Genomic DNA, 24927 nt, shown 5'->3' with positions numbered 1-24927 from the left:
ATTGAATGCTCAAATTGCAAGCATGAATAAACTCAAACCTATAAGCAAATCACACAAAATAGAGAGATTAGAATCTATAATCTCCTCAAAAGTAAATATAAAAGAGTTTTTAAGCTAGTTGTTAGTAACTATTAACTACTGACAATCAAACTCTAACTACTTTTAGTGTATTAAATAGTTGTACTCAATTGCCACTAATTGCTGCCAACAGTTTCAATTTTTAACTTTTAATTTGGAATCCTTATTTTTGGCACTGGTTGCAAAAATGACTAGAACGTCCAGCTAGTCTAATCCTTTGAATAGGTGTACTACAAACACGACAGGGTTCTCCAGCACGATTATAAACCCATGCCACGCCGCCATAATTACCGTTTACGCCCTTAACGTTTAAAAAATTGCTAAAAGTTGTTCCACCAACTTCAATACTAGTAGCTAAAACTTTGATGATCGCCGATTGCAATCGCTCAATTTGCTCTCGCTGCAAATCTGTACACAAAGTTTCTGGTAATATGCCACTGAGAAATAAGGCTTCGTCAGCATAAATGTTACCTAATCCTGCCACGACAGACTGATCTAGCAGTGCGGTTTTAATGGGACGATGACTTTTTTGTAGTTTATTTGCTAGATAATCAACTGTAAAATCAGGTGAGAAGGGATCTGCTGCTAGTTTTGCTAAACCAGTCATCACACTTTCTAGTTTTTTCTCAGGTGGAACCCACCACATTTGACCAAAAGTACGTTGATCAACAAAGCGCAATTCCCACCCATTCTCAAAGAATAACCTGACCCGTGTGTGCTTGTGTAGAGCTTCATCGCGATGTAGCCATAGCAATTGACCGGTCATTCGCAGGTGAACGCCGAGGAAGCCAATGGAAGAGGACAAGGGGAGGGAGGGACGCGGGGACGCGGGGACATTTTCTGTCTTTGCGTTTTCTAAAGAGAGTTCGGCGAGCAGATATTTGCCACGACGATGCCAGGTGGCGATCACGCTTCCCTGAATGCCAGTGACAAAATCATCCACTGAATGCGGGTAAGCGATCGTGCGATGCAGCAGTACATCTGCGCCTGCAATTTTTTGGTTGAGGGTTAATTGATTTAGCCCCCGTCGGACTGTTTCTACTTCAGGCAATTCAGGCATTTCAGTTGATTTTGGTAGATAACTAGATCGGGAGTAGTGAGTAGTGGATAGAAGCCTGAACTCCTTATCTGCTACTCCTTACTCCCGAAATTGACTTTACCAGGTGGTTATTGACTTTGCTAGCCGCCAAAGCGTGTTTTCAAACTTAATTCATTGCAGTTCAAAGTCTGAAGCTACACACACAAAGCCTGCCTTTACAGACTCAAAGTACTATTCTATATAGAGTTTGCCCAGGTACACTCAGTTAGTGTAGCCTCCCTCTTGAGAAGGTTGGACGTTTGAAAACAGCCCTACTAATTTATTTTTTCGGTTTTGCTTTTGGTGCTTCAACCTCTACTAACTCATCTTGGGCAAAGTTATTGGTGTTGACGCCAGCATAATTTACCTTATCAAATCTGACAATTACGGGATATCTGCTAGTACCACCTTGCTCGATAGATGCCACTGTTCCTACATCCTGAAACCAGTAGGACTCCGGGCGGAGAATACGTACTTTAGATCCACGTTGAACCATAAGTTTTTCCCTTTTTGTTATCAATTGCCAATGTGTAAAGGCTAATTGATTTCACTGTACAGCTAGAAGGTCGTTTACAGCCCATTTGTTAAGTTATTTGACTGAATTAAGAAGGCAGAAGATAGAAGTTAGAGGGCAGAAGGAATCCCTACGCATAAACACGAAAAGTTGATAAATGTACTACATATTGTAGTCCTTATTCAAAGCAGAGTCTTCGGAAAGTATGGCCAGAACCGAAAATTGAATACAAGTATCTAAACATACTTCATTCCTTCTGCCTCTTTGAAGTTCTGATCGCCGTCGTACGGCGCTCAGACTTCTCTCGTGCCTCCTGCCCTCTGCCTTTCTTTAGTAATGTTTTTCAGCCTTCATCCTTTATCCTTCTTAAACAATCCCTCAATTTTTCACCCAGAGACTGTACGTTGGCTCTGACTATGTTATTGTGATCGCCTGGAATCGCATGAACTTCCACTTCTGCAAATTCCCTCCAACCTAATTCGCGATCGCCTTCGAGCCACCAAATCTGCTCATGGCTGCGGAAAAGGGTGACTTTACCGGAATATACTTGTGGGTGATAATCCCTAACAGCTTGTTGTTGAATTGCAAATAGAGTATTCTCTAGTGGGCTTGAATCGTATCCTAAAGATACATTGACATCTGATGATTCTTCGGCAACGTTGTCCAAACCAAATTTTTTGTTAGTTTTCTGAAGGCGTTGCTGTATCGCCATAAATAAGTAGTTCAGCTTCTGTTTTAGTTCGTTGAGTTGCCAAAAGTTATGCCAATGACGAGAAATCCATTGACGGAATGATAATTCGTGGTAGTAAACCGAACTACAAGTATCAAACAACGCTACCAGATCAACTTTTTCCCCTTGGGCAACCAATTGCCGTGCCATCTCGAAGGCGATTGTACCACCAGCAGAGTAGCCCGCCAGTAAATAAGGCCCTTCTGATTGAATAGTACGGATCTCTGTTATGTAATCAGATGCCATATCCTCTATTTTGGTATGGAAAGGTTTTTTTCCATCCAAGCCGAAGGGTTGTAAGGCATAAACTGGCTGATCTGCATCTAAATAAACAGCTAAGTTGTGGAAGACGATAATGTTACCATCAGCACCATGTATGCAGAATAGTGGTGGTTTCTCGCCATTGGATTTAATCGCAACTAAAGGTTGCCAGAGTGCTGGTGATTCTTTCTGTTGGAGAATATCAGCCAGTTTTTCTACTGTCGGTGCTTGCAAGAATGTCGATAAGGGAAGGCTTGTACCAAATTTCTGCTCGATTTGCGCTAACAAACGCAAAGCAACCAGTGAATGTCCACCTAAATCGAAGAAATTGTCTGTAACTCCTATGGGCTGAATGCCTAAACTCTCTTCCCAAATCTGTGTTAACTGGAGTTCTAAGTGATTTCGTGGTGCCACAAATTCTGTTCCTAATTCGGGACGATTTTGTTCGGGTGCTGGTAGGGCGCGGCGATCTACCTTGCCGTTGGCTGTTAGGGGTAGAGAATTTAGGATCACAAACGCTGATGGCACCATGTAGTCTGGCAGCGTCTGTTTTAGAAAGTCACGAAGTTCACTTATTGTAGGTTTCTGCTCTCCATTGGGGACAATATAGCCGACTAAGCATTTATCACCCGACATATACTCGCGGGCAATAACTACACTTGTCTGCACATTCGGGTGTTGTAATAGCTTCGCCTCAATTTCTTCTAACTCTATGCGGAAGCCACGAATTTTTACTTGATGATCAATGCGACCAACGTATTCGATATTACCGTCACTTAAGTAACGTGCCAAGTCCCCAGTTTTGTACAGGCGTTCTGATAAATTAAAAGGGTTAGGAATGAATTTTTGTGCTGTTAATTCTGGACGATTGAGATAACCTCGCGCTAAACCAATACCACCAATGTAAACTTCACCAACTTTTCCAACAGGCACAGGTTGTAAATCAGAATCCAGGATGTAAATATTGGTGTTGGTAATAGGACGACCAATGGGAGCAGTAATATAGTTGGTATGGCGTTGACACGTCCAGAAGGTAGCATCGATAGAAGCTTCTGTAGGGCCGTAGCAATTATGCAAAACATTATTTAGGTTCAAACGAGCGAAGAAGCTTTCTACAAGTTCAATGGGTAAAACTTCGCCACCACAGGTAATGTGTTTTAAGTTTTGACAATTTTCAATATCCTTCTCCTCTAGTAATACGCGGAGCATAGAGGGAACCATTGCCAAGACAGTAATTTGCTGTTCGATTATTGTCTTAATTAAGTAGACACTATCGTGATGTCCGCCAGGACGAGGCAATACTAACTGCGCCCCGAAGCATAACGGCCAAAATATTTGCCAAACGGAGGGATCAAAGCTAAAAGATATAGTTTGTAGGACTTTATCTGTGTCGGTTAATTCAAAGGTTGTTTGTCGCCAATGTAGTTGATTGCTGATACCACGATGGGAAATCATCACACCCTTTGGTTGTCCTGTGGAACCAGAAGTATAGATGATGTAGATAAGGTTATCTAGATTTGTCCAATTTACAGGATTATCTTGACTGTTGTGAGCAATGAGTTCCCAATCTGAGTCTAGACAAACTACTTGCGCTCCATCAGCTGTTAAGTTTCCTCGTAATTTCTCCTGGGTGATGATTAATGGTGTTTTGGAGTCTTCCAAAATAAAGGCTAACCGTTCCGGAGGATATGCTGGATCTAAAGGCACGTAAGCACCACCAGCCTTAAGAACTCCTAGAATTGCTACTATCATTTCTACAGAACGATCAATGCAAATGCCAACCAATACCTCAGGAGCAACTCCCAAAGTACGTAAGTAGTGTGCTAGCTGGTTTGCCTTTTGATTCAATTGCCTGTAGGTAATTTGTTCACATACGCACGAAGCTGGAATATAAGTATCTAAAAACACTGCGATCGCATCAGGAGATTTTTCTACCTGTGCCTCAAACATTTGATGAATACATACATTTTTGATGTCATCAATTTGACTGTGATTAGTCTTGTGCGCCACCAAGGTATTTGTATCTTTGTTAGATTTTTGGTATAGATTTTTATTTATAAACTGCATCGGTAAAAATGATAAAATTACTTTTGTTTGACTAAGCCCTGACAGCAGTTTTCTGTAGGGTGGGTATTAATCACCAGAACTCAAATACTTATCACTTGGGCTTTGACGACTAATAACCACTCTACACTTTGTGGATTCATTCTTTTAAAATAACTGTAATTTCATATTAGGTTCAGTGTTAAGTTTAATAATTACTTAATGTATGTGTGAATAATCAAACATTTATTAGTGTTGGTGTAGAAATGGGCAGGAAAAATTCATCTTTACTTGCTTCTCAGATATTAAATTGGTAGAATTTAATATTGTCATTTTTTCTCTAGCTACAGCTAATGCTTGATAAGCAGTATTTAATCGGATTTTATCTTTCATATTTTTCTCAAAACGCTGTAAATAAGCTTCTAAATATTTAACACGTAAATCTAGATTATTTGCATTCATCAGAAAAGGTAAATCAGCTTCAACCATAAAACGTATAGCTATTAGGGGAATAGGACTACGCAGTGGATAGAAATCTTGATTGTGTAGTCCTCTTGTTTCTGTACGCTTGTGAAATTCTCCGATCATGAGTCCTTCTTCAACAAAAAAAGGTTTGAGTTTTTGTTGAATGCTATCAATAAGCGTGGCAGCATCATCTAAATCGAGATCCGGAAAAATGAGTAAAAAAGCTTTATTGATACCATCTTCTCTATCTTGCGGTTCTATTTCCAGAAAAGTATCTCGATAGTTTTTTACAATATCTTCAACTTGTTGTGGCTGTAGATTTTTAGCACGAATAACTGCTAGACGAATACTATTTGATTTAAGTGAGTGAGGAACAAAAGGACACACTGCACCACTTCTACCTAAATCAGGGTGGGGTCTTGCCAAAAACGTTTTAACCCACTCCATTACTTCAAGTAAATAAGGAATATCTTGCTGAATATTGTCAATTTCGAGCGGTGTATAAAGCTGCATAACATAGTTAAAAACTGCGTATGCTAATTAATATTAAGGATTTTTACGTAATTTTTTATAAAGTTATAATTACCCTAGTAAATATAACTATGAAGTTTTTGTAAAAAAGATACACATTAAAATTGTTATAAATCTAGTAATTACAACCATGAAGTTTTTGTAAAATTTATACTATATTGGGAACTAAAACAAAGTTTACTTGTGTTGCTGAGACTATAGGAATCCGGTTTGATTACTGAAAAAATTAAGTATTTATAGGGGAGGCCGTTTGCGGTGTAGATTTTCTTCTCGCAAAACTGCCGTTGTGTTATAACTTTAGTCTCACGCACCCAACCCTTGCTGTGTCGCGCCACTACGTGTTTTTCAAAAATCAAATATGAGTCCTATATTTAGAAAATTGTCATCTATTTATATAGAGAAATGAGCGGAAAAAATACTCAAAAGAAAGTCTTGTGATGTAATAGTTGAGGTAAATTGCAAGGGCATCAATGCAGAAATCTTAAAACGCCTGCATCCTGCCCTTTTATCTTGGTACCATCCCCATCTCTAAAAAGTGGTAAAACCCTCCTTGACAAAATCTTTATTTATGAAATACGCTCGATTCGCTAACATTTATGTTTAAAGTCACACTCCTCATGCTTTTGCTAAAACAAACACACTTCCCTCGTTGCCCCTGCCAATCCGCAAATCCTGATCTAGATAGGTGATATCTAACCATCCCTGTTGTTCGTTACTGTTAAGAGGAAAATCAACAGCAGTAAACTTTTGCCCAGTTTCAATTTGTTGGATAAATTTTTCTGAAGACTTGTAGCTAATTAAGCGCTGTAAACCAATAATTGAACGCTCAAATTTTACTTGCACACGCCTTTGTGAAACTGGCTCAAATTTCGCAGCAACGCTGACTAAACCTTCGAGTAAAGGCAACCCATAAATCTCGGCTATGTTGTAAACGCTATTAGTTTGGACACGGATACACTGGTAAATTTCTCCAAGCTTGCATAAAGGAAAGCGGTCGAGGTTCAATAGAGCTTTGCTAGTAGTGTAAAGTAGTCGCCAATTGCCATCGAGCAAATCGCTAGCTTCAAGTGGACGTGGTGTTGGGTTAAGATCTTCCAAATTGGCGATCGCGATTAAGATAGCTTGTTTATCCTGCTCAGTTGCTAAAAGTCCACGGTTTTTGCCAGCAATTGCTTCTAAAAGAGCTGCTTTTGCAATCATCACCTGTTACCTCAAACAGTATTATTTTCATTAAACAATCAGGGAGATGTTGCTAGCTCATGTATGGTGCCATACCGATATAAGTAAATGACTTAAGCTTTTGGTGTGGTAATAAGAAAATCACAAAAATTTCAGTCGGATTTAGAAACAAATTAGTTGAATGATTAACTGCTATCTTGCGTATCCAGTGATAGACTCTTAATGTCTATATACAATCCCCTTATTATCTTCGTCAAATATGCTGAATTCTCCATTACGTGAACAACCTCGCAACCAGCGCGCTGCCGTTATACCATTAAAGCAAGAGTCCTCACTTTTGGATTGGTTACAGGCTAGCGGTCGTCTCATCGCCCGTGAGAATCATGAACAGGATTTTTCTGAAGAAAATGAAGAAGAAATTTCTGAATTTCTGGGTGGCGAGGATGGAATTGGCGATTACGACTTTGATGACGATGACGACATCGTTCCAGACGAAGAATAACCAGTGCAAACTGGGGGGCTGCTATCTTAACTAAATCCCAAGTGTCTAACTGTATAAGTGTGGAGTGAGGGGAAACATATCCGTGGACGCTAAATTGTCTTCCGATCAGGGGCTAAATATTTCTGGTATAAGCCTAGTCTCTTTACTAGGTGTAGGGCTAACTACTGCTGCACTATTTTTAGATGGAATGGCGAATCGGTTGCCTTGGCAAAACAATTCGCTTACCCTGCCTTTGTTATCCTGTGCTGCAATCTCAGCAGCGGCAGGTTTTTTTGTAGTGCCAATGCTACAAGCACTCAAAACAGGACAAATTATCCGTGAAGATGGGCCTCAAGCTCATCTGAAAAAAGCGGGTACACCAACAATGGGGGGTATATTTTTTATCCCGGTAGCAGTAATCGCTGCTTGTATATTGTCTAATTTTAATACACAGGTATTAGCTGTTTGTGCATTAACACTGAGTTATGGTTTTATTGGTTGGCTCGACGACTGGCAGATTTTACGTCGCAAGTCCAATAAAGGTATTTCTCCAAGGACAAAACTATTTCTCCAAATTAGTTTTGCGGCTCTATTCTGTCTATGGTTAATGTTTAATCAGCCTTCTAATATTACAAATATTGCTTTACCTTTTGGTTTCTCTATTCCTTTAGGCTTTTTATTTTGGCCTTTCGCTGGTTTTGTATTGGTAGCAGAAAGTAATGCTACTAATTTAACAGATGGCATTGATGGTTTAGCAGGAGGAACGGTAGCGATCGCATTGCTAGCATTAGGTGTGCTTGTTGCTCCGACTTCGCTGGGAATGATGATTTTCTGTGCGGCTTTGAGCGGCAGTTGCTTAGGATTTTTGGCACATAATCGCAATCCCGCCCGTGTTTTTATGGGGGATACTGGTTCTTTGGCACTGGGAGGTGCTTTGGCAGCAGTGGGATTGCTGACTAACAGTTTGGTAGCACTATTTGTTCTCAGCGGTATTTTCTTTGTAGAAACTCTTTCTGTAATGGCACAGGTTAGCTACTATAAAGCAACAAAAGGCCCTGATGGTAAAGGAAAGCGTCTATTTAAAATGGCTCCTTTACATCACCATCTGGAACTTTCTGGTTGGTCAGAATTGCAAGTTGTTACTGCTTTCTACCTAATCAATGCTATTTTAGCTGCGATATGTTTGGCAATTGCTTAATTTAGATGTTTTGATCAGTAGAAGGCAGATGGTAGATGGCAGAAGGCTGTTTCCATCTGCTTTTTAGAAGTTGCTATTTTACATTTAATCATGTCCACCTCCTCGAATCGGGGAGGTTATTTTTTTAAGATGCGATCGCAAATATTATTTCTTATTTCCCCCATTTTCTAGTGCTTTTTCAGTGCGTTTGTAAGGATTAGTTTTTAGAGTCCACTTAGGAAACCATCCAATTACAGTATTATTAATTGCTGTACGGGTTTGCAAGCTAAAAGTACTCAATGGTTTTGGCAAGAAGCTATCGCCAAAACCTACAAATATTAAGAATACTATAAACAACAACCCCATATTTCCTTTGTTAAACATAGTTGTAATCAGCAGTAAAATGTGCAATGCTTATTGTGTAATTTATAACATCATGGATGTGAAATTGTAGAAAATTATTTGCACCCTTTATATTTATCTCTTCCTTTGCGTTCTAAGACCATCTCTCAAAAAAGGGTAAATTTTCCTTTCTAATATAGCTTCATAATTTGGCATTTTAAGTTTAATGATGTTCACCTACTGACCAAGTTACTATGTTGTTAAGAATAGGAATATTTATTTTGTTACTAGCTTTTCCAATTTTGTTGACTAATTCAGTCGAAGCGCAACAGCAAGATAATAAGTTTTTGCCTTTTTTTGATAACGAAGATAACCCAGTTCCTCTGAGGTTTCCTTCCAAGCAGCAGTTAGATATTTCACCTCCACCACCAAAACTAAATGCTTTTGATCAAGCTGTTCTTAATATCTGTGGTTCTGTTGGTACGAGAGTTAAATCTAGTCAATTTCAACAGCTTTTAACCTATTATCCAGATGTGTTAGAAAAACTTCAAAAAGTTAGTGGCGGTGAATTGCGTTCGGGGCGGAGAGAAAAATTAGAATTTTTACAAGATTTAACTAATATTTGGTTTAAAAGAAGAGGCTTTGAACATATTTTTTGTGGCGAGATATATAACGAAAATGATATAGGTGGCTTACATTTTTACGGCAGATATTTACAGTTACAAAATCAGGGAATTGGTGGACGTCTTCCAAATAATCAAGCACGAGGGGAAGTAGTTCCTGGTGTAATTTACACGATGGGAGTCATAATTAAACAGGGCGATCGCATAGTTAAAGATGAGATTAAAGGCTATGCCTACCTTAGCAACGCCCAAGAAATTCTCTTAGATGCAACTAAAATTTTTAAACTCCAAGGAAATAGATCAGGAGCTTGTATTTTTAATGTGCAGGATTGGGAAACAGGTAAAACGTTTCCCACCGTTTTTGTCAAGAAAGAACAGGCGATTATTACGTTTTATCCTGATGCGACTCCTGAGGGAGAAGCTTGTAAAAGGTGATTGGGGACTAGTGACTGGGGATTGAGAAAAAGACAGTATTCACGATTAAAAGCGGAAAGTTGTGCGAAGTGTGCCGACATAGATTGTGCTGTTTTCGCGATCGTGCTCTGGGCTAGTAATTACCAATAGCCCTGGAGTGATAGCGATATTGTCGTTAAGTTGGAAGCGGTAGAAGGCTTCTAAATGAAGAGCTGTGTCTTTATCTTCGTATGATTGAGTTGTAACCTCAAACTCATTGCCAGTTACTTTGGGTGGTTGCCCGATCGCTATACCGGCAACGTTGTTTTCTCTGCCTAGATCGACAAAAGCCACAGTCAACGCCCAGTTAAAAATATCTGCTACTGGATTGGTGGGGAGATCTGTGGCTGTGGCACGGGTAAAGCCAACCCAACCAGAAACGGTTAAGCTCTGACTCACCGCAGTCGTCAATTCCAACCCGAATGAGTCTGCAACAATAGCATCACTGTTGTCATCAAAAGGATCGTTGGCACGGCGGCTACCAGTTCCCGTGTCGAGGCTGTTGTAGGAGTGTATGTAAGTAAAGCCAACTTTGAACTCGTCAATTGGTTCGAGAGTTAGTTGAGCGATCGCCCCATATTCTCCTCCACCAAACCCCACTTCTGGATCGTTAACATCGTCAGCCAAATACCCTAAACTCAAGCTGATTGCTTCACTTAAATCGTAAATCAGTCCTATCCCAGCACCTCCTCCCTGGCGATAAATTGGGTTGCGCTGGGCAAAACGGGAAATCGAACCACGACTGCTACCACTGAAAAAGGGATTAAGCGTATCAGTAAAAAAATCATCTAGATCGCCGCCTTCGGCTTCTAGATAAACCATAGCTTGTTCCCCAATTGGGAAGCGATATTCTAAAGTGCTCAGTTCAAATTGGTTATCGCTGTCACTTTGAAAGGCAAGACGAGCCATATCAGTTCCCGTTGCATCATCTATTCCAGGGAGATTACTGGCTTGTAGGCGAACTCGCAAGCGATCCTTACCAGTAAAACTCGTATCGAAAGTCAGGCGTGTACGACTGCTCAAGGTAAGATTGCTGTCGATGCGATCGTCGCCATCATCGATTTTTTCACCACTGCCAACTCCAGAGACGGCAAAAAGAACTTCTCCCTCAAATTTAGTGGTTGTAGAAAACTGTTGCTGTTGGATTTTCTCGACACGATTTTCCAAATTGTCTAATCGCCCTTGAAGAACCTCTAGTTCTGTTGCAAAATCTGCTTGCAACCGCTTAAGAGTTTCCAAGTCTTTCTGGTAAGTTAGATTAGTGGTTTTTACACTTGTCAGTTTACTAATACGGTTTATTGTTGTGGCAAGAATGGCAGCAAATTCATAGCGAGTCATAATTTGATTGCCACCAAACGTGCCATTAGAGTCACCTGCAACTCCACCATAACCTTCCACCAAGGATTTCAGAGATTGAAAAGCCCAGTCAGTAGGTTTAATTTCTGCTAGCTCAGAAACATTATTGATTTCCGTTGAAGGATCGGTATTATCAATGTTATGGTCGAAAAATAGAGCAGGTGGAACTTCGTTACCAAAAGCCCTACCTGCAACTGCAAGGATAATTGTAAAAGTAAAGCCAAAACACCAGACATTCCAGACATTTTTCGACCGAGATTGCTTATTCATCCGCCTCGGAATATTTTTTTAATAACCGTAATAGTCTCGATACCATTGCACGAAGCGTTCTATGCCCTGCTCAATTGGAGTTGCGGGTTTAAAGCCTACATCTTGCATTAAGTCATCAACGTCAGCATAGGTAGAGTAAACATCACCTGGCTGCATGGGTAGTAAGTTTTTTTTGGCTTGCTTACCCAGCGCTTTTTCAATTACTTCAATAAACCTCATTAACTCTACAGGGCTGTTGTTACCAATGTTGTAGAGCTTGTAGGGCGCTTTACTAATGGAAGTATCTTGATGATCAGCTAAAGGTAGTTTATGCATGACTCGAACTAGCCCTTCAGTTACATCATCAATATAAGTAAAGTCCCTTTGCATATTGCCATAGTTGTAAACATCAATCGGCTGGTTGTTAACAACTGCCCGCACAAATTTAAAGTATGCCATGTCGGGGCGTCCCCAGGGGCCGTACACCGTAAAAAAGCGTAATCCTGTTGTTGGCAAGTTATACAGATGGCTGTAGGCATGAGCCATCAACTCGTTCGCCTTTTTTGTAGCAGCGTAGAGTGAAATAGGATGATCAACGTTGTCACTGGTAGCAAAAGGAACTTTGGCATTGGCACCGTAGACAGAACTGGAGGAGGCAAAAACTAGATGATTAATTTGGTGATGGCGACAACCTTCTAGTATATTTAAAAACCCTGAGAGGTTACTATCTGCGTAGGCAAAGGGGTTTTGTAAAGAATAGCGAACTCCAGCTTGGGCTGCTAGGTGTACCACACAGTCAAAGGTTTGGTTTTGGAATAGTGCAGCAGTGCTAGGGCGATCGCTTAAATCTAGAAATTCAAAAGTGAATTTGGCTTGAGGTTCAAGTTGAGCCAAGCGAGCTTTTTTCAAATTGGCATCGTAATAATCATTCAAATTGTCAATGCCATAAACCTCCATTCCTTCTGCTAAAAGACGCTGTGCCAGATGAAAACCAATAAAGCCAGCAACACCAGTGACTAATACTTTCATAAGTTAGTAATGAAGAAGAATAATAACTAACTACTATCTACTATCTGAGTTGAAAATAGGGAACAGGTAACAAGGAACGGCAAAGAGAAGTCTGTAGGCGCGATAGCGACTTCCCGTAAGGGTGCGGTGAGCAGCGCCTTGGGCGGGTTCCCCGACTTGTGGCGACTGCGAACCCGGAGGGAGGCTACTTTCGCTTATCCACTACCAACGGATACGCCGTACCTACGGAAGCTGCTCCGCGTCTACCGACGTTAGCGTGAAGCCCTACGGGCATGGCTGCGCGGTAACCGCAGCCGTCGCAAGGCGACTCAGCTCCTCCACCAGGAGGCTCAGAACTTCGGAGGGAGCAAAGGAGATGGGGAGAACTACTAACCATTGTACGGGCTGGTTTAGAAGATAAATTATCAGTTTGAACGGCAAGATGATCAACAAAACCCGCCCCTACTAACCAATGACTAATCAGCAATATTCATCGCTTGCAGCACAGGGGTACGCATTTTTAGAGGGTAATAAATAACGCTGAGGGTGTTGGGAAGTAGTTTTAAGCACTGGAGTGAAGTACCTAATACTTGAGCCAACATATTCTGGATAATGGAGAAAGAAGCCACTACTAGCGCAGTAATAGGACGGGTAGAGTATGTGTCGTTTGCTGACATTGCGGTACGCTCAGATAAGAGCGTTTGCTGCCAAAGCTGGAGAAAATCTTGGCGTAAAACTTGAAGTTGTACTGCTTTTGGATGATATTTAAGCAGTTGCTTGGCGGTTTGTTGAGAATTATCCAAATCGCTGCTGAGGCTGAAGTCAATCGGCACTGTCTGAAGGTGTTCGGCTAACTTCTGAATTGAATGTGGGGTTTTTTCAGTTGCTGGTACTAGAAGTAAACGTAAACCTTGTTTGCCGTCTTTTAGCTTAGGCAGAACTTCACCCAGATGGGTAGTGAGATTCATTGCTTCAAGTTGCCCTTGCTGATCATTTAACGTGGTAAAATTCAGGATGCTGATGCCGCAGTTTGATTGTTGGAGGACGTGGTATTGCTCGCATCCCATCGCGATCGCAGTACCAATCAGCGCTCGAATCGTGCCACTGTGACTGACAATCAGGATAGTCTTGCCGATATGTAATGGTAGAATTTCTCGCCAGAATTTACGAGCGCGATCGTACAACTCCAGCACAGGGAAGTACTGCTTGGCAACTGCTACTCCTCCTTTTTGTAATTGCTTTTCCGATTGCGGTTGTGCCATTTGAAACTCATGTGGCCGTTCCTTCCAGCAGCGATAGTCTTCTGCAAAGTGTTCTTGTACGTATTTGTACGTAAGTCCATGCCAGGCAGACATATCAATTTCTTTGAGTAGAGGAGATGAATCAATCGGAGGCAAAAGAATTCTTTTGTATCTTTCTTGGAGCCCGTCTAAAATCTCAAGTGTAGTTTCTAGAGTACGCAATAAGGGGCTTGTATAAATTACATCCATTATATTACCCCTAAGAGCAATACCAGTTTGGTAAGCATCACTGCGCCCTTTCTCAGTCAACACTGAGTCATTACAACTTCCCTGGTAACGCTTTTGGGCATTGTAGGTACTTTGAGCGTGACGTACCAAAATCACGCGGGTTGAGACAATTGTAGAAGAACTCCTAAATTCCTTGTGATTATGCTCCGAGTGCATATACATCATCCTCGTGGGAATTTTCAGCGATCGCAGATTTTAAGGCATACATCGCGGCGTATCTGCCACCCAAACGCAGCAGTTGTGCATGCGTACCTTGCTCTAAAATTTGTCCACCTTCGATATAAAGAATTGAATCGGCTTTTTCAACGGCTTTGAGGTTGTGAGAAATTAAAAAAGTGGTGCATCCCTCAGTCAAGCGTTCCAACGCTTCGTTAACAGCGTGTTCGTTTTCGTTGTCTAAGCCAGTGGTAGGCTCATCCAAAATCACGATCGGAGCTTGACGAATGGCAGCACGGGCAATAGAAATACGTTGCCGTTGCCCTCCAGAAAGAGTTGCCCCTCTCTCGCCCAGAACTGTGTCGTAGCCTTGGGGTAATGCCATGATGAAATTGTGAGCATTTGCCAAGCGTGCAGCTTGTTCAATTGCTTGCTCAGAAGCCCCCAAACAACCGTAGGCAATGTTGTCTTTTACACTAGCTGCAAAGAGAAGAGTATCTTGTAACACCACGCTAATTTGCTGCCGAACCGATTGCAGCTTGTACTCGCGTAGATCGTGTCCATCGACTAAAATTCTTCCTTCGAGGGGATCGTAAAGACGCAATAGCAAACTTACGAGCGTTGATTTACCACCACCAGATGGCCCTACTAAGGCAATATGCTGCCCTGGCTCTACCTCAAAGCTGACGTTATGCAAAATTCCTTTTGCTGGTTCGTAGGCAAAGGTAACATTTTCAAACCGCACGGCTCCTTGTAGAGGAGGTGCATCTATTGCCCCACGGGAATCACGGATATCGGGTGCAGTATCTAGAACATCTAATATCCGCTCGCCGGAAGCGGTAGCTTTGGCAATTTGCCCAGTGTATTTGGCAAGCTGCCGCATCGGCTTAAAGGCTATCCTGAGATAGTTGACAAATACAAGCAAATCTCCTGGTGTGATCGCTTTTCCTAACACTAGCTGTACACCGCGCCACAATACTAAAGCAGTGACAAGCCCCACCAAAAGTTCCACCATCCGCTCTAACCCTGCTGCCAGTTTTTGTGCTTTCGCACTTTCTTTGAGGCTTTGGCGATTATGACTGGAAAAGGTACGCTCCAGCATATCTTGTAGGGAAAGCGCTTGTACAATTTTGATTGCCCCGATAGACTCTGCTGCTGTTGCAGCCATTGCACCTTCGCGCTGACGCTGCGATCGCACTACCTGCCGGATGCGTTTGGTGAGGCGCATGGTGAAAAAAATAAATAGGGGAAATACGGCGGCGGCAATCAGTGCTAGTTCCCAATGCAGCCAAAACATGACGCCAATCATGCCAACAAGGGTAAGGGAGTGGGCAAGTAGGGGTAATACTGCCATCACCGTTACTTCCCGCAATCGCTCAATATCTGAGGTAACGCGGGTAATTAAATCACCACTTTTGGCTTTGTGGTGAAATGACAACGAGAGGTTTTGCAGATGGCTGTAGAGTTCGGCGCGAATTTCAGTTAGTATATTGCTGGCTGCTAGCGCCATCCCCACTACACTGAAGTAAGCAGCAGTAGCACGAAGTAAAGCGATCGCTACTAAAGCTAGTGTTAAGCCTGTCAGGAGAGCAAAGGGGCTGAGTTGTGCAAGTAAAGGAATCCCAAAAGACTGAGATCGAAAATCAGGTACAAGGATATAGTCAAAAATAAACTTTAAAGGCCAAGGTTCGAGCAAATGCAAGACAATCTCAGCCATGAGTGCCACAAAAGACATAATCAGCAATGCCTTTTGTTTGCCAAGGTGGGGCGAAAACCGCTGCAAAATCCGCCCTATCCCTGGTAAAGCTGCCCTCAGACTTTTGGGATCTCGACGCGCCATATATTACTTATCTCCCTCCAGCGAATGAACCAAAGATACTAACTCGCGGATAGGTTTGTTTTCATGAGTCTGAGGTTGATTTGCAAAATTAGCTTGGCTTTGAGTATGGCGATCGCTAATGTAGTGGTTTAATTTCTTTTCTAGAGAAATTGCCATTTTCTCTAACCACAGGGGATTATTTCCAAAGGTGAGACTTTTTAACAATGGCTTCAAAAATGCCTGATGACGACGATGCCCCATCCGCTTATAACGCTTTTTGAAGTATTTGTCTTTCACTGTTAGATCCCACTTTTGGGCAAAGTGTTCTAAACTAGCAATTTCCCAAGCATCGCTCCAGCGTAACATGAAGAATTCTAGTTCTGACAATTCAAATTTCAATCCTGGTACATAAGTAACTACCGAAGCTGGCTCACAATAAAAAGTACCTCCCGCCTCAGCTACCGTGAGACAAAAGTCGATGTGTTCTCGCGTACTTAGTAATCCTTCATCTAACAGCCCAATTTTTTGGAAAATCTCAGTCCGCACTAGCATACAGTGAAACTCAGCAAACTCGCATTGTTGACGATGCAGTTGCTCTTTCACATCAGCAACTTTGCGGTTTACAAAGTAGTGTTTTTCGTGTACTCGTCGCTTGACTCCAAAATCATCTGGCTCTACGAAGATATGAGCTTCGCCACCCGCTAAGTGAATTGTTTGCTCTAAAGGCTGCCCAATGCAAGTTAGCGGACAAACTACAGTCGCTTTTGTTTCTTCAGCACATTCAAGTAATAAATTTAGCCAACCCGGACTTACAATTACATCATTGTCAATAAAAACTAAGTATTTGCTATCGACTTGTTGTAAACCCAAGTTACGAGCTTGATTGGGTGAAAGGTATTGTTCTGTGCGGATGAGTTGAAATCCTTTCTCTTGTGCTTGTTGCTCAAGGTAGCGCTGAATATGACGGGGAGAACCACCGTCTACATAAATTAAAGAGAAGGGTGTGTGAGTGTGTTCATAAATACTTTCAAGCGATTCGCGAGTATAACTGAAGCGCTCTCGCTGCGAAACAACAATGGTGACTTGTGGTTTATTCATAGTTCAATTTTTTTACAGAGACTACACGAGGGAGAGCTTGCCAAACAAAACTGATGCAGATGTACCTAAGGCTTTTTGGTAAACATCAATCCAGTTTTGATGTTCTACTGATGGAGCAAGTTGCTGAAGTACCTTGGTTTTGGCTGCTACACCTAGCTTTTGCCGTAGTTCTGGTTTATTTGCTAAGTATCGGAGTGAGGCAATTAGTTCCTCCGTACTGCCGGGATTGATGAGCAAACCGTCTACGCCGTCTTCTAAAATTTCGCCGATCGCATCAACACGAGTGCCAATAATTGCTCGGCTCGCTAGCATGGCTTCTAGGAGTGTGTTAGGGCAGCCGTCGTGTAGTGAAGGAATTACGAAAATATCTAAGTGTGGCAGATAAGCCAAGGCTTCTTGACGACTGGTTATGCCTGTGATTTGGAGGCGATCGCCAATTCCACTTTGCTGTATTTGTTGTTGCCAATATTCTTTTTCTCGCTCAATAAAATCACCGACGAGCAAAAGTGTTAAGTCTAGCTCATTGTTTAATTTGGCGCAGGCATCGAGAAGAAATTCGATCCCCTTCTTGTCTCGGAATCTACCCGACGAACCGATAATAATTCCTGGCAATTCGCGAACTAGAGCTGGGGTGGGGAGTTGCTCAAAGTTAATTGGTGCGATCGAGTTCCAGAAAGCTGATGATTTTAGCTTTACACTGGGAGCAATGACAGTGGCTCTTTTTTGCAAGTCTCGACTGACAAATGTTACCCAAGCAGAATTTTCTAAAATCCATGCAATTTGAGCATGGTTTTTAGGATTAAAAATATGTTTGTGCAAGTCGCTACCGCGAACGCTGTTAATTACCGGAATATCATTCTCTGTTGCTAAAAGTGTTGTGACATAGCCTGTTTCATTCAGAAAAAAGGCATGAAACAAGTCATATCTATACTTTTGATGCAAACATTTTAGTTGGAAGTAAACATCGCTAAAAAAGTCTTGGATTTCTGTCAAGTTATCGCGTACGGCTGATTTAATTCGATGCACAAATACACCATCTTGAAGTGTTGTGCTGCAACTTGTTCGTCTGCGACTTCCATCAGTAACTAGGCGTTGTTTAGAACGAAAAACTGCAACATGAACTTCATAGCCACTGTCAATTAACATTTTGGCGATTCGATGTACTGATTCGCCAACTCCACCTACATCAGGTGGATATTCTAGTGTGGTAATACAGATTTTTGTTTGATCCATAATTTTCTAAGAAATTTATTTGTAGTTTTTTAAACGCAGAGGAACGCTAAGTTAAGCACACAGAGAAGTCTGTAGGCGCGATAGCGACTTCCCGTAAGGGTGCGGTGAGCAGCGCCTTGGGCGGGTTCCCCGACTTGTGGCGACTGCGAACCCGGAGGGAGGCTTCCTCCGTTAGCGTCAAGCCCTGCGGGCATGACTGCGCGGTAACCGCAGCGTGTCGCCTTACGACTTAGCTCTTCCACCAGGAGGCTCATAAATTCGGTGGAGGCGCAAAGTTTTTTACTAGGCAGCTTTTTGTTTAATTGCTAGTTGTCTTAAAATTTTTGCAGTTTTCTCAACTCCAGCAAAATCAAAGCTAATTTGCTTGGGTTGTTCTTGAAGATAATCGATTATTTGTTGGGCAAACAAATCAGGTTGTAAATCGCTGGGATTAAGAAGTTTTACTATTCCTAAGTTGCTCAATTTCTCTGCTCTCATACTTTGTTCTCTATCCTGATTACCTGTGAAGGGAAGAAGCATTGCCCGTACACCTGTTGTTAAAATATTCATAGTGGTGTTATAGCCAGACATATTAATAGAGAGTTCTGCTTTCTTCATGTAATTCAGAAAGTAGGTTGTGTAACGCTCTATGCGAATATTTTTGGTATTTACAGCCATTGCTTGAAGTTCGTTAAATTTCTCTTCTGGCATAAATGGCCCAGTGAAAACTTGGATATGATGAGGTATTTTTTTCTCCAATAGAGGAGCAGTTTTGACTACACAATCAAGTAGTTCATAACCAAATCTACCTCCTCCAACACTCGCTAGAATCATGGGTTTACCTGAGTAAATAATTTCTCTATCTTCATTGGTAAGGATAGGATTTACTGAAGGATTTTGAACTACATATCCGGTGTAGTATATCTTGCAGTTAAGATTGCTGACTCTAGAAAATGTTTCTTCGAGAGGTACAAATCTAGGATCACCATGAACCAGTAATACATCAAAATATTGGTTAATTAAATGGCAAACTTTTTCTTCGTGTTTTACTTGCTTGTGTTGTTTTGTAACTACAATATCTCGTAAGCTTGAGACAACTTTTGTTGAGCTTTTGGTTGACTTTACCCGTTCTAATAAAGGAATTAGTTCAAAAGAGAAACGTCTCCTACCGAAGGGGAATAATTCAATTATTAAAATATCGGGTTGTAACTGATCGAATATTTCCAAAAGACGATTTTTTCTGATTTCTTTAACTTCATCAAGACTAAAAGTATTATCTACGACTTGTAGTTCCTGAAATTCTGAGTCGGTTTTAATTGCGGGCAAGTTGATGACTTCCACACCAGCAGGAATATCAAATCCTTTTACTATTTCACCGCCATTAATAAAATAAATTTGGAAGTCTTCGGTGAGAGCACGTACAATTTCCATGCTGCGAACTAGATGCCCCATGCCCAAAATATGTTGGCAGTAGAACATAAGACGTTGCATAACACGCTTTGCCTCTATAATCTATAAACTTGCATTGAGTTAAACAATTTTGGCGATCGCCAAATCTTGTAATTGTTCTGGTGGTTGGCAGGTTCTGCAAAATGGAACCACTCTCTTGTTTTTTGTCAGTAAGGTGCAGATGTATTGGCTAATTTTGGGTAAGGCATTTAGATCGATAATCGGAGTGGAAATATTCTTGTTTGGGGGAGTATTTAGTTGTTGCAGCACCGATCGCAACAATAGATCAGGAGTCAGATGATCGGGATGAATTGCTGTGACAACACCTAGTTTGGCGAGATGTTCTGCCCGAATCCACTGTTCTTGAGATGGTTTAATTCTGGGTACTACTACTGCTGGCTTCTCTACAGACAGAATCTCACAAATTGTGTTGTAGCCACCCATTGCTACCACGGCATCTGCGGCACTAATATAGCTCATTAAATCGTCCGTAAACTCGCAGATTTGCACTCGTGGATAGGAAAATGCTTTCCATTCCAGTGCTGCTTGATCGCGAGAAGGCATTTCGGGGCCAAAAATTATCATACTCCGGAGTTTGCGCGAGGCAGGTAGCAATGCCAAACTCGATAAATAAGTATCAACTAAGTTGTAGCCATCCTCGCCTCCTCCTGGTGTCACCAAAACGAGTTGTTCATCTAAGCTGAGATGTAACTCGTTACGAACAAAATTTGGCCCTTTGCGCCCTAGCTCTTTGCGAATATACCCACAAAACTGTACTTTTTGGGCAACCTCTGACGGTAGCTGATATTCCTTACGGATATCAAAAATTTCTGGAGTACCAACAACCAGCACTCGATCATAAAATTTGGCGATCGCTTCGTAATAACCGTGCTTTTGCCATTCTGGAATCGTCACCTCTGGATGATCCAAGATGTCACGCAACAGCAGAATTAAGGAAGTTTCTGGCAATTCGGTTTTCAGATATTCGATAGTTGCCTGCAATTCGTTACGAATGCCGTAGGGTTTTTTGTCTACCAGGAACACATCTGGTTTGAAATTGGCGATCGCAGACAAAATTAATTGTGATCGTAGTTTTACCGTTTCATCGGTGGCTGTTCCTAGATACTTGGCACTAAACTCACCTGATATTCCCCGATTCAGGCAGGGTAGTTTAATGTAATCCAGTCTTTTCGGCAGACGAAAGCTATGCAGCATCGGCGAGCCAGAGACGACGAGGATAGAAAGTTCTGGAATCGAATCTAGTAAGTGTGTGCAGATTGCCAACATTCTGCGAATATTACCGAGACCGAAGCCATCGTGGGAGTATACCATTAGTCTCATGGCTCAATTTCCCTCAATTCCTGATTCGGTGAATGCATGAAATTCCAAAGCCGCTGTCAACCCGGTTTTGTATTTCATTAGCTGTACTACTTAACTAGGTTGTCAATTGTGCATGAATCTTTTATGAAACTTCGATGAGAAAATTTTCATGTCAATAACACGCTCCGATCTTGAATCTGGACGTTTGCAGCAGATAATTTTGGACTCTGGGCGAAAGGTAAATGTCCTTAATGAATCTCAGTTGCAAGAGTCTATTAACGAAACTCTGCGGCAACAAAATCCTGCTTCTGATGTTTGGATTTTTGCCTATGGCTCGCTGATTTGGAACCCCATCTTCAAGTTTGTAGAACAGCGTGTTGGCAAAATTTATGGATGGCACCGTCGCTTTTGTCTGTGGATTCCCTTAGGGCGTGGTACTCCAGATAACCCAGGATTAGCGCTTGGCTTGGATCGCGGTGGTAGTTGTCGTGGTATTGCTTACCAGATAGCTGCAAATGATGTAGCCTCAGAATTGCTCCTGCTGTGGCGACGAGAAATGATAGTTGCTTCTTACATTCCCCGTTGGGTGAGCGTATTTGATGGTACACAAAAATTCCAAGCGATCGCTTTTGTTGTCAATCACCAGCATCGAGCTTATGTTGGCGATATTTCGTTTGAAACTACAGTCAATAGCCTTACTACAGCTTCTGGAGAAATTGGTTCTTGTGCTGACTACCTTATACAAACTGTTGATGGCTTGCTAGCAGCTGGGATTCGGGATAAACATTTACTTCAGTTGCGCGATCAGGTTTTGATCCGACAGAGTTAGTTAAGCTTTAAAAACTTTTTCACAGGAGAGAATTCACCGTTCTTCTGTGAAGCTAAAAAACATATGATAAATAGTTGAGCAAAATTAAATTCATTCGTGGAAACAGGGAACAGAAGAGGACATGGGGAAATCTGAATGACGTTCTTGCTCCTTGTCTCCTTGTCTCCCCCAGCCCCAACTCCAGAGGGGAACCCCTTGCTCCCTTGTTCTAATTTCCTTCTGCCTCTTTGAAGTTCTGATCACCGTCGTACGGCGCTCAGACTTCATCTCTGCCTCCTGCCCCCTGCCTTATATAAAGTTACAATCGGGATGCGAGAAGAGATAGAGAAAGTTCTGCATCCTGGAGTCATCAGCAATGAAATTCATCTCCGAACCGTCAATACCTACAAAAATTCAAAAGATGAAAGAACGGGTGCGCTGGTTGCATCCAAGTATTGTCTCACGGAGAATTGACCAAACTAGCATGGTGATCGATGATGGCAACTCGGATAATCCAGAATTTTCTTTTATGGTTATTGGTGACAGTGGTTCTAAGGCACGACACAATCCCCAGCGCCGAGTTGCCGAACTGATGCTTCCACATCAACAAGAGTGTAGCTTTGTCTTGCATACGGGGGATGTTATTTATATCGTCGGTTCACGTGAGTATTACCCACAAAACTTTATCGAACCCTATCGTGAGTTTATTGTCGGAGGCGAAAATCCCAAACGCATTCCCTACGATCGCATGATATTCAAAACTCCGATTTTACCAGTTCTCGGCAATCATGATTACTATGATGTTCCACTCATGTATCGTTTGCTGGCAGGAAGTACGCTACCACTGCGCCGCTTCTTCAGCTACAAGAATATTGAAATTGGTTGGCATGGTTCAAATCAAGGAGATGCCTACGCACGAGCATTTATTGATTACCTAAAGTCATTCAACTCTAAAGATGAGTTAGAATTTCACCTTGACGAACATTACACAGCCAAAACTGATACAGGCAACTGTTTGCGCTACGAACCTGGACGTTTTACCCGCGTACCCAACCGTTATTATACCTTTCGTTATGGTGGTATAGATTTTTTTGCACTCGACTCAAATACTTTTAACGAACCATCCCCGCTACCTGAAACTCAAGAAGGGGAAAGTAGCCGCCGCAAATTAGAAAAGCGCCGCGACGAAATCGAACAAGAAGAAATGCGGATTTTAGAGGCGTGCGATCGCCTTGATTCAAATAACCCTGAAGAAGCAGAACAACTCGATGCTCTCAAAGCGAAGTTGTACCAAATTGATGAAGTCAAAATCGACATCGAGAAACAATTAGCATCCCACGACGAACCAGTGATCGACTTTGAACAATTAGAATGGCTCAAGCAAAGGCTTATAAATTCTTGGCATACCCAGGAAGTACGGGGACGTGTTGTTTATTTTCATCATCCTCCATTTGTGACTGAGGCGAGTAAGTGGGAACAGGCACAAACTTTAGCAGTGCGTCACCGCTTGCGTTGGGTATTTGATGAAGTGGCAAAAACTCTTGGTTCTTTGACTCAAGGACGTCCCATTGTCGATTTAATTCTAAACGGTCACGCTCACTGTCTGGAATATCTCCGCACTACTAACACCGGGCATGGTGACTCTAACCTGAATTGTATCGTCTGTGGTGGCAGCGGTCGTCGTCCCCGACGGCAACGCGAGGAAAAATCGGAATTAATGGAAACTTTTGGAGATACAGCAGATAGTCATAACCGTAAAGTTGCTGATTCACTGCTATTTGTTGGTCGTAATGGTTACGATAAACAAAAGCGGCTTCCTTACTCCTTTGTACGGATTGATGTTAAAGATGGCTATCCACCCAAGTTTATCGTCAGGCCATTTGTTGCCGAACGCTATCAGAGTGAGTGGTATAATAACGAACTGGAAGCATTTGAGCTTTAATTTTTCTTGTTGTAAGACTACTGGCTATGTGATTAATTTTGATGAGTTGTGAAAATTTGTAGCCATATTGAAACTGAGCCATAAATGGCTCACTACGAACCCACTACTTTGGTTTACAACATATCCTCCAGTGATATGAAAACTTTCATTGTGGAGAACGAAGTCATATTAGGCGATCGCCTAATTTTGACAGTAGATAAAACTGAGGTCATTGGTAAAGTCAAGGCAATTGTAGAAAGACTTAAACAACCGTATTTATAACACCAAAAATTGATGAGAAAACAATTAAAATACAATTTTTTATGTTTAACTCTGGTTTCCCTACTTATACTCTGGGGCTACTTGCTTTTTCCTATAAAAACAGCAATTGCAGCTACTACAACTTCTATAATCTACGAGCAAAAACTTGTCCATAACCCTGATGGTATAGGGAAAGCCTACATGGGTAGAGAAATTGCCAAATACATGAGCCACACTGGTGCAGCTTGGTTAGAACGCCCCAGCCGTGAAGCAGAAGAACAGCCAAGTAAAATAGTCACAGCCCTTAATCTTAAACCCACTGATATAGTCGCTGATATTGGTGCTGGTACAGGCTACTTAAGTTTTCGCATTGCTTCTCAACTCACACAGGGAAAGGTTTTAGCTGTAGATATTCAGCCAGAAATGCTGGATATTATTGATTTTTTGAAAAAAGAAAACAACATTACTAATGTTGAGCCTATTTTGGCAACAGCTACCAACCCCAACCTAGCACCTGCAAGTATTGATTTAGCTTTAATGGTAGATGCTTATCACGAGTTTGAATATCCACAAGAGATCATGCAAGCAATTAGCAAAGCACTGAAACCAGGCGGTAGAGTTGTTTTAGTTGAATATCGGGGAGAAAATCCTTTTATTCTCATTAAAGCCTTACACAAAATGACTCAAAGACAAGTGAAAAAAGAAATGCAAGCAGTTGGTTTAGTTTGGCGTGAAACCAAAAATTTTTTACCACAGCAGCATTTCATGATTTTTGAGAAGTAATCT

The 24927-nt window shown here is 41.7% G+C and carries 22 protein-coding genes; 7 read left to right on the top strand and 15 right to left on the bottom strand.

Going from position 1 to position 24927, the window contains the following annotated elements; translation table 11 throughout:
* Positions 1–241: 241 nt before the first annotated feature.
* The 5 genes from U2718_RS11015 to U2718_RS10995 all read right to left on the bottom strand — a co-directional run bounded on the left by U2718_RS11015 (position 242) and on the right by U2718_RS10995 (position 6900).
* Positions 242–1138: a DNA-formamidopyrimidine glycosylase gene (locus U2718_RS11015; protein ID WP_342003117.1), complete on the bottom strand. Its 897-nt coding sequence runs from the start codon at positions 1136–1138 to the stop codon at positions 242–244.
* Positions 1139–1436: 298 nt separating this feature from the next.
* Positions 1437–1652 (bottom strand): photosystem I reaction center subunit IV, encoded by a 216-nt coding sequence (locus U2718_RS11010; protein ID WP_289793629.1) that lies wholly within the window; start codon positions 1650–1652, stop codon positions 1437–1439.
* A 361-nt stretch (positions 1653–2013) separates the two neighbouring features.
* Positions 2014–4728, bottom strand: coding sequence for an amino acid adenylation domain-containing protein (locus U2718_RS11005; protein WP_342003118.1), 2715 nt, complete (start codon positions 4726–4728; stop codon positions 2014–2016).
* A gap of 225 nt (positions 4729–4953) precedes the next feature.
* Positions 4954–5682: a DUF6875 domain-containing protein gene (locus U2718_RS11000; RefSeq protein ID WP_342003119.1), complete on the bottom strand. Its 729-nt coding sequence runs from the start codon at positions 5680–5682 to the stop codon at positions 4954–4956.
* Between the two features lie 633 nt (positions 5683–6315).
* Positions 6316–6900 (bottom strand): PAP/fibrillin family protein, encoded by a 585-nt coding sequence (locus U2718_RS10995; protein WP_289793626.1) that lies wholly within the window; start codon positions 6898–6900, stop codon positions 6316–6318.
* A gap of 238 nt (positions 6901–7138) precedes the next feature.
* Between U2718_RS10995 and U2718_RS10990 the strand changes: the two genes are divergently transcribed.
* Together U2718_RS10990 and mraY are read left to right on the top strand one after the other, a co-directional pair.
* Positions 7139–7381 carry a DUF3134 domain-containing protein gene (locus tag U2718_RS10990; protein WP_342003120.1) on the top strand — a complete coding sequence of 81 codons (243 nt, stop codon included), beginning with the start codon at positions 7139–7141 and terminating at the stop codon, positions 7379–7381.
* 82 nt (positions 7382–7463) lie between these two features.
* A complete protein-coding gene (mraY, locus tag U2718_RS10985; RefSeq protein ID WP_342003121.1) occupies positions 7464–8558 on the top strand; it encodes a phospho-N-acetylmuramoyl-pentapeptide-transferase in 1095 nt (364 codons plus the stop codon).
* A gap of 144 nt (positions 8559–8702) precedes the next feature.
* On the opposite strand, the gene U2718_RS10980 is transcribed toward mraY, so the two are convergent.
* Positions 8703–8921, bottom strand: coding sequence for a hypothetical protein (locus tag U2718_RS10980; RefSeq protein WP_342003122.1), 219 nt, complete (start codon positions 8919–8921; stop codon positions 8703–8705).
* A gap of 212 nt (positions 8922–9133) precedes the next feature.
* Here U2718_RS10980 and U2718_RS10975 point away from each other — a divergent pair, with 212 nt between their 5' ends.
* A complete protein-coding gene (locus U2718_RS10975) occupies positions 9134–9937 on the top strand; it encodes an EndoU domain-containing protein (RefSeq protein ID WP_342003123.1) in 804 nt (267 codons plus the stop codon).
* A gap of 45 nt (positions 9938–9982) precedes the next feature.
* On the opposite strand, the gene U2718_RS10970 is transcribed toward U2718_RS10975, so the two are convergent.
* The 9 genes from U2718_RS10970 to U2718_RS10930 form a co-directional block, all read right to left on the bottom strand.
* Complete coding sequence (locus U2718_RS10970; RefSeq protein WP_342003124.1) at positions 9983–11581, bottom strand: iron uptake porin; 1599 nt, start codon at positions 11579–11581, stop codon at positions 9983–9985.
* A gap of 18 nt (positions 11582–11599) precedes the next feature.
* Complete coding sequence (locus U2718_RS10965; RefSeq protein ID WP_342003125.1) at positions 11600–12589, bottom strand: NAD-dependent epimerase; 990 nt, start codon at positions 12587–12589, stop codon at positions 11600–11602.
* A gap of 184 nt (positions 12590–12773) precedes the next feature.
* On the bottom strand, positions 12774–13055 hold the full coding sequence (locus tag U2718_RS10960) for a hypothetical protein (RefSeq protein ID WP_342003126.1): 282 nt from the start codon (positions 13053–13055) through the stop codon (positions 12774–12776).
* Positions 13045–14253, bottom strand: a complete 1209-nt coding sequence (locus U2718_RS10955) for a histidine phosphatase family protein (protein ID WP_342003127.1) — start codon at positions 14251–14253, stop codon at positions 13045–13047. The genes U2718_RS10960 and U2718_RS10955 overlap by 11 nt, the downstream gene beginning before the upstream one ends.
* Complete coding sequence (locus tag U2718_RS10950) at positions 14237–16093, bottom strand: ABC transporter ATP-binding protein (protein WP_342003128.1); 1857 nt, start codon at positions 16091–16093, stop codon at positions 14237–14239. Before U2718_RS10950 ends, U2718_RS10955 begins: the two co-directional genes overlap by 17 nt.
* Before the next feature lie 3 nt (positions 16094–16096).
* A complete protein-coding gene (locus U2718_RS10945; RefSeq protein ID WP_342003129.1) occupies positions 16097–17170 on the bottom strand; it encodes a glycosyltransferase family 2 protein in 1074 nt (357 codons plus the stop codon).
* 21 nt (positions 17171–17191) lie between these two features.
* Positions 17192–18403, bottom strand: coding sequence for a glycosyltransferase (locus U2718_RS10940; protein ID WP_342003130.1), 1212 nt, complete (start codon positions 18401–18403; stop codon positions 17192–17194).
* A 282-nt stretch (positions 18404–18685) separates the two neighbouring features.
* A complete protein-coding gene (locus U2718_RS10935) occupies positions 18686–19873 on the bottom strand; it encodes a glycosyltransferase family protein (RefSeq protein ID WP_342003131.1) in 1188 nt (395 codons plus the stop codon).
* A 39-nt stretch (positions 19874–19912) separates the two neighbouring features.
* A complete protein-coding gene (locus U2718_RS10930; protein ID WP_342003132.1) occupies positions 19913–21172 on the bottom strand; it encodes a glycosyltransferase family protein in 1260 nt (419 codons plus the stop codon).
* Between the two features lie 148 nt (positions 21173–21320).
* Here U2718_RS10930 and U2718_RS10925 point away from each other — a divergent pair, with 148 nt between their 5' ends.
* The 4 genes from U2718_RS10925 to U2718_RS10910 all read left to right on the top strand — a co-directional run bounded on the left by U2718_RS10925 (position 21321) and on the right by U2718_RS10910 (position 24924).
* A complete protein-coding gene (locus U2718_RS10925; protein ID WP_342003133.1) occupies positions 21321–21980 on the top strand; it encodes a gamma-glutamylcyclotransferase in 660 nt (219 codons plus the stop codon).
* 355 nt (positions 21981–22335) lie between these two features.
* Positions 22336–23901 (top strand): metallophosphoesterase family protein, encoded by a 1566-nt coding sequence (locus U2718_RS10920; RefSeq protein WP_342003134.1) that lies wholly within the window; start codon positions 22336–22338, stop codon positions 23899–23901.
* An 84-nt stretch (positions 23902–23985) separates the two neighbouring features.
* Positions 23986–24162 carry a hypothetical protein gene (locus tag U2718_RS10915; RefSeq protein ID WP_342003135.1) on the top strand — a complete coding sequence of 59 codons (177 nt, stop codon included), beginning with the start codon at positions 23986–23988 and terminating at the stop codon, positions 24160–24162.
* Positions 24163–24174: 12 nt separating this feature from the next.
* Positions 24175–24924, top strand: a complete 750-nt coding sequence (locus U2718_RS10910; RefSeq protein WP_342003136.1) for a class I SAM-dependent methyltransferase — start codon at positions 24175–24177, stop codon at positions 24922–24924.
* The last annotated feature ends 3 nt before the right edge of the window (positions 24925–24927 follow it).

The sequence above is a fragment of the Chlorogloeopsis sp. ULAP02 genome (assembly GCF_038404745.2).
Taxonomy (GTDB): Bacteria; Cyanobacteriota; Cyanobacteriia; order Cyanobacteriales; family Nostocaceae; genus Chlorogloeopsis.
The sequence above is the reverse complement of the archived record's forward strand: the minus strand, read 5'-3'. Positions and strand labels throughout refer to the sequence as shown.

What these genes read in the sequence shown, in the direction of transcription:
- U2718_RS11015 (WP_342003117.1), bottom strand. Translation starts at nt 1,138, where the DNA reads ATGCCTGAATTGCCTGAAGTAGAAACAGTCCGACGGGGGCTAAATCAA.
- U2718_RS11010 (WP_289793629.1), bottom strand. Translation starts at nt 1,652, where the DNA reads ATGGTTCAACGTGGATCTAAAGTACGTATTCTCCGCCCGGAGTCCTAC.
- U2718_RS11005 (WP_342003118.1), bottom strand. Translation starts at nt 4,728, where the DNA reads ATGCAGTTTATAAATAAAAATCTATACCAAAAATCTAACAAAGATACA.
- U2718_RS11000 (WP_342003119.1), bottom strand. Translation starts at nt 5,682, where the DNA reads ATGCAGCTTTATACACCGCTCGAAATTGACAATATTCAGCAAGATATT.
- U2718_RS10995 (WP_289793626.1), bottom strand. Translation starts at nt 6,900, where the DNA reads ATGATTGCAAAAGCAGCTCTTTTAGAAGCAATTGCTGGCAAAAACCGT.
- U2718_RS10990 (WP_342003120.1), top strand. Translation starts at nt 7,139, where the DNA reads ATGCTGAATTCTCCATTACGTGAACAACCTCGCAACCAGCGCGCTGCC.
- U2718_RS10980 (WP_342003122.1), bottom strand. Translation starts at nt 8,921, where the DNA reads ATGTTTAACAAAGGAAATATGGGGTTGTTGTTTATAGTATTCTTAATA.
- U2718_RS10975 (WP_342003123.1), top strand. Translation starts at nt 9,134, where the DNA reads ATGTTGTTAAGAATAGGAATATTTATTTTGTTACTAGCTTTTCCAATT.
- U2718_RS10970 (WP_342003124.1), bottom strand. Translation starts at nt 11,581, where the DNA reads ATGAATAAGCAATCTCGGTCGAAAAATGTCTGGAATGTCTGGTGTTTT.
- U2718_RS10965 (WP_342003125.1), bottom strand. Translation starts at nt 12,589, where the DNA reads ATGAAAGTATTAGTCACTGGTGTTGCTGGCTTTATTGGTTTTCATCTG.
- U2718_RS10955 (WP_342003127.1), bottom strand. Translation starts at nt 14,253, where the DNA reads ATGCACTCGGAGCATAATCACAAGGAATTTAGGAGTTCTTCTACAATT.
- U2718_RS10950 (WP_342003128.1), bottom strand. Translation starts at nt 16,093, where the DNA reads ATGGCGCGTCGAGATCCCAAAAGTCTGAGGGCAGCTTTACCAGGGATA.
- U2718_RS10945 (WP_342003129.1), bottom strand. Translation starts at nt 17,170, where the DNA reads ATGAATAAACCACAAGTCACCATTGTTGTTTCGCAGCGAGAGCGCTTC.
- U2718_RS10940 (WP_342003130.1), bottom strand. Translation starts at nt 18,403, where the DNA reads ATGGATCAAACAAAAATCTGTATTACCACACTAGAATATCCACCTGAT.
- U2718_RS10935 (WP_342003131.1), bottom strand. Translation starts at nt 19,873, where the DNA reads ATGCAACGTCTTATGTTCTACTGCCAACATATTTTGGGCATGGGGCAT.
- U2718_RS10930 (WP_342003132.1), bottom strand. Translation starts at nt 21,172, where the DNA reads ATGAGACTAATGGTATACTCCCACGATGGCTTCGGTCTCGGTAATATT.
- U2718_RS10925 (WP_342003133.1), top strand. Translation starts at nt 21,321, where the DNA reads ATGTCAATAACACGCTCCGATCTTGAATCTGGACGTTTGCAGCAGATA.
- U2718_RS10920 (WP_342003134.1), top strand. Translation starts at nt 22,336, where the DNA reads ATGAAATTCATCTCCGAACCGTCAATACCTACAAAAATTCAAAAGATG.
- U2718_RS10915 (WP_342003135.1), top strand. Translation starts at nt 23,986, where the DNA reads ATGGCTCACTACGAACCCACTACTTTGGTTTACAACATATCCTCCAGT.
- U2718_RS10910 (WP_342003136.1), top strand. Translation starts at nt 24,175, where the DNA reads ATGAGAAAACAATTAAAATACAATTTTTTATGTTTAACTCTGGTTTCC.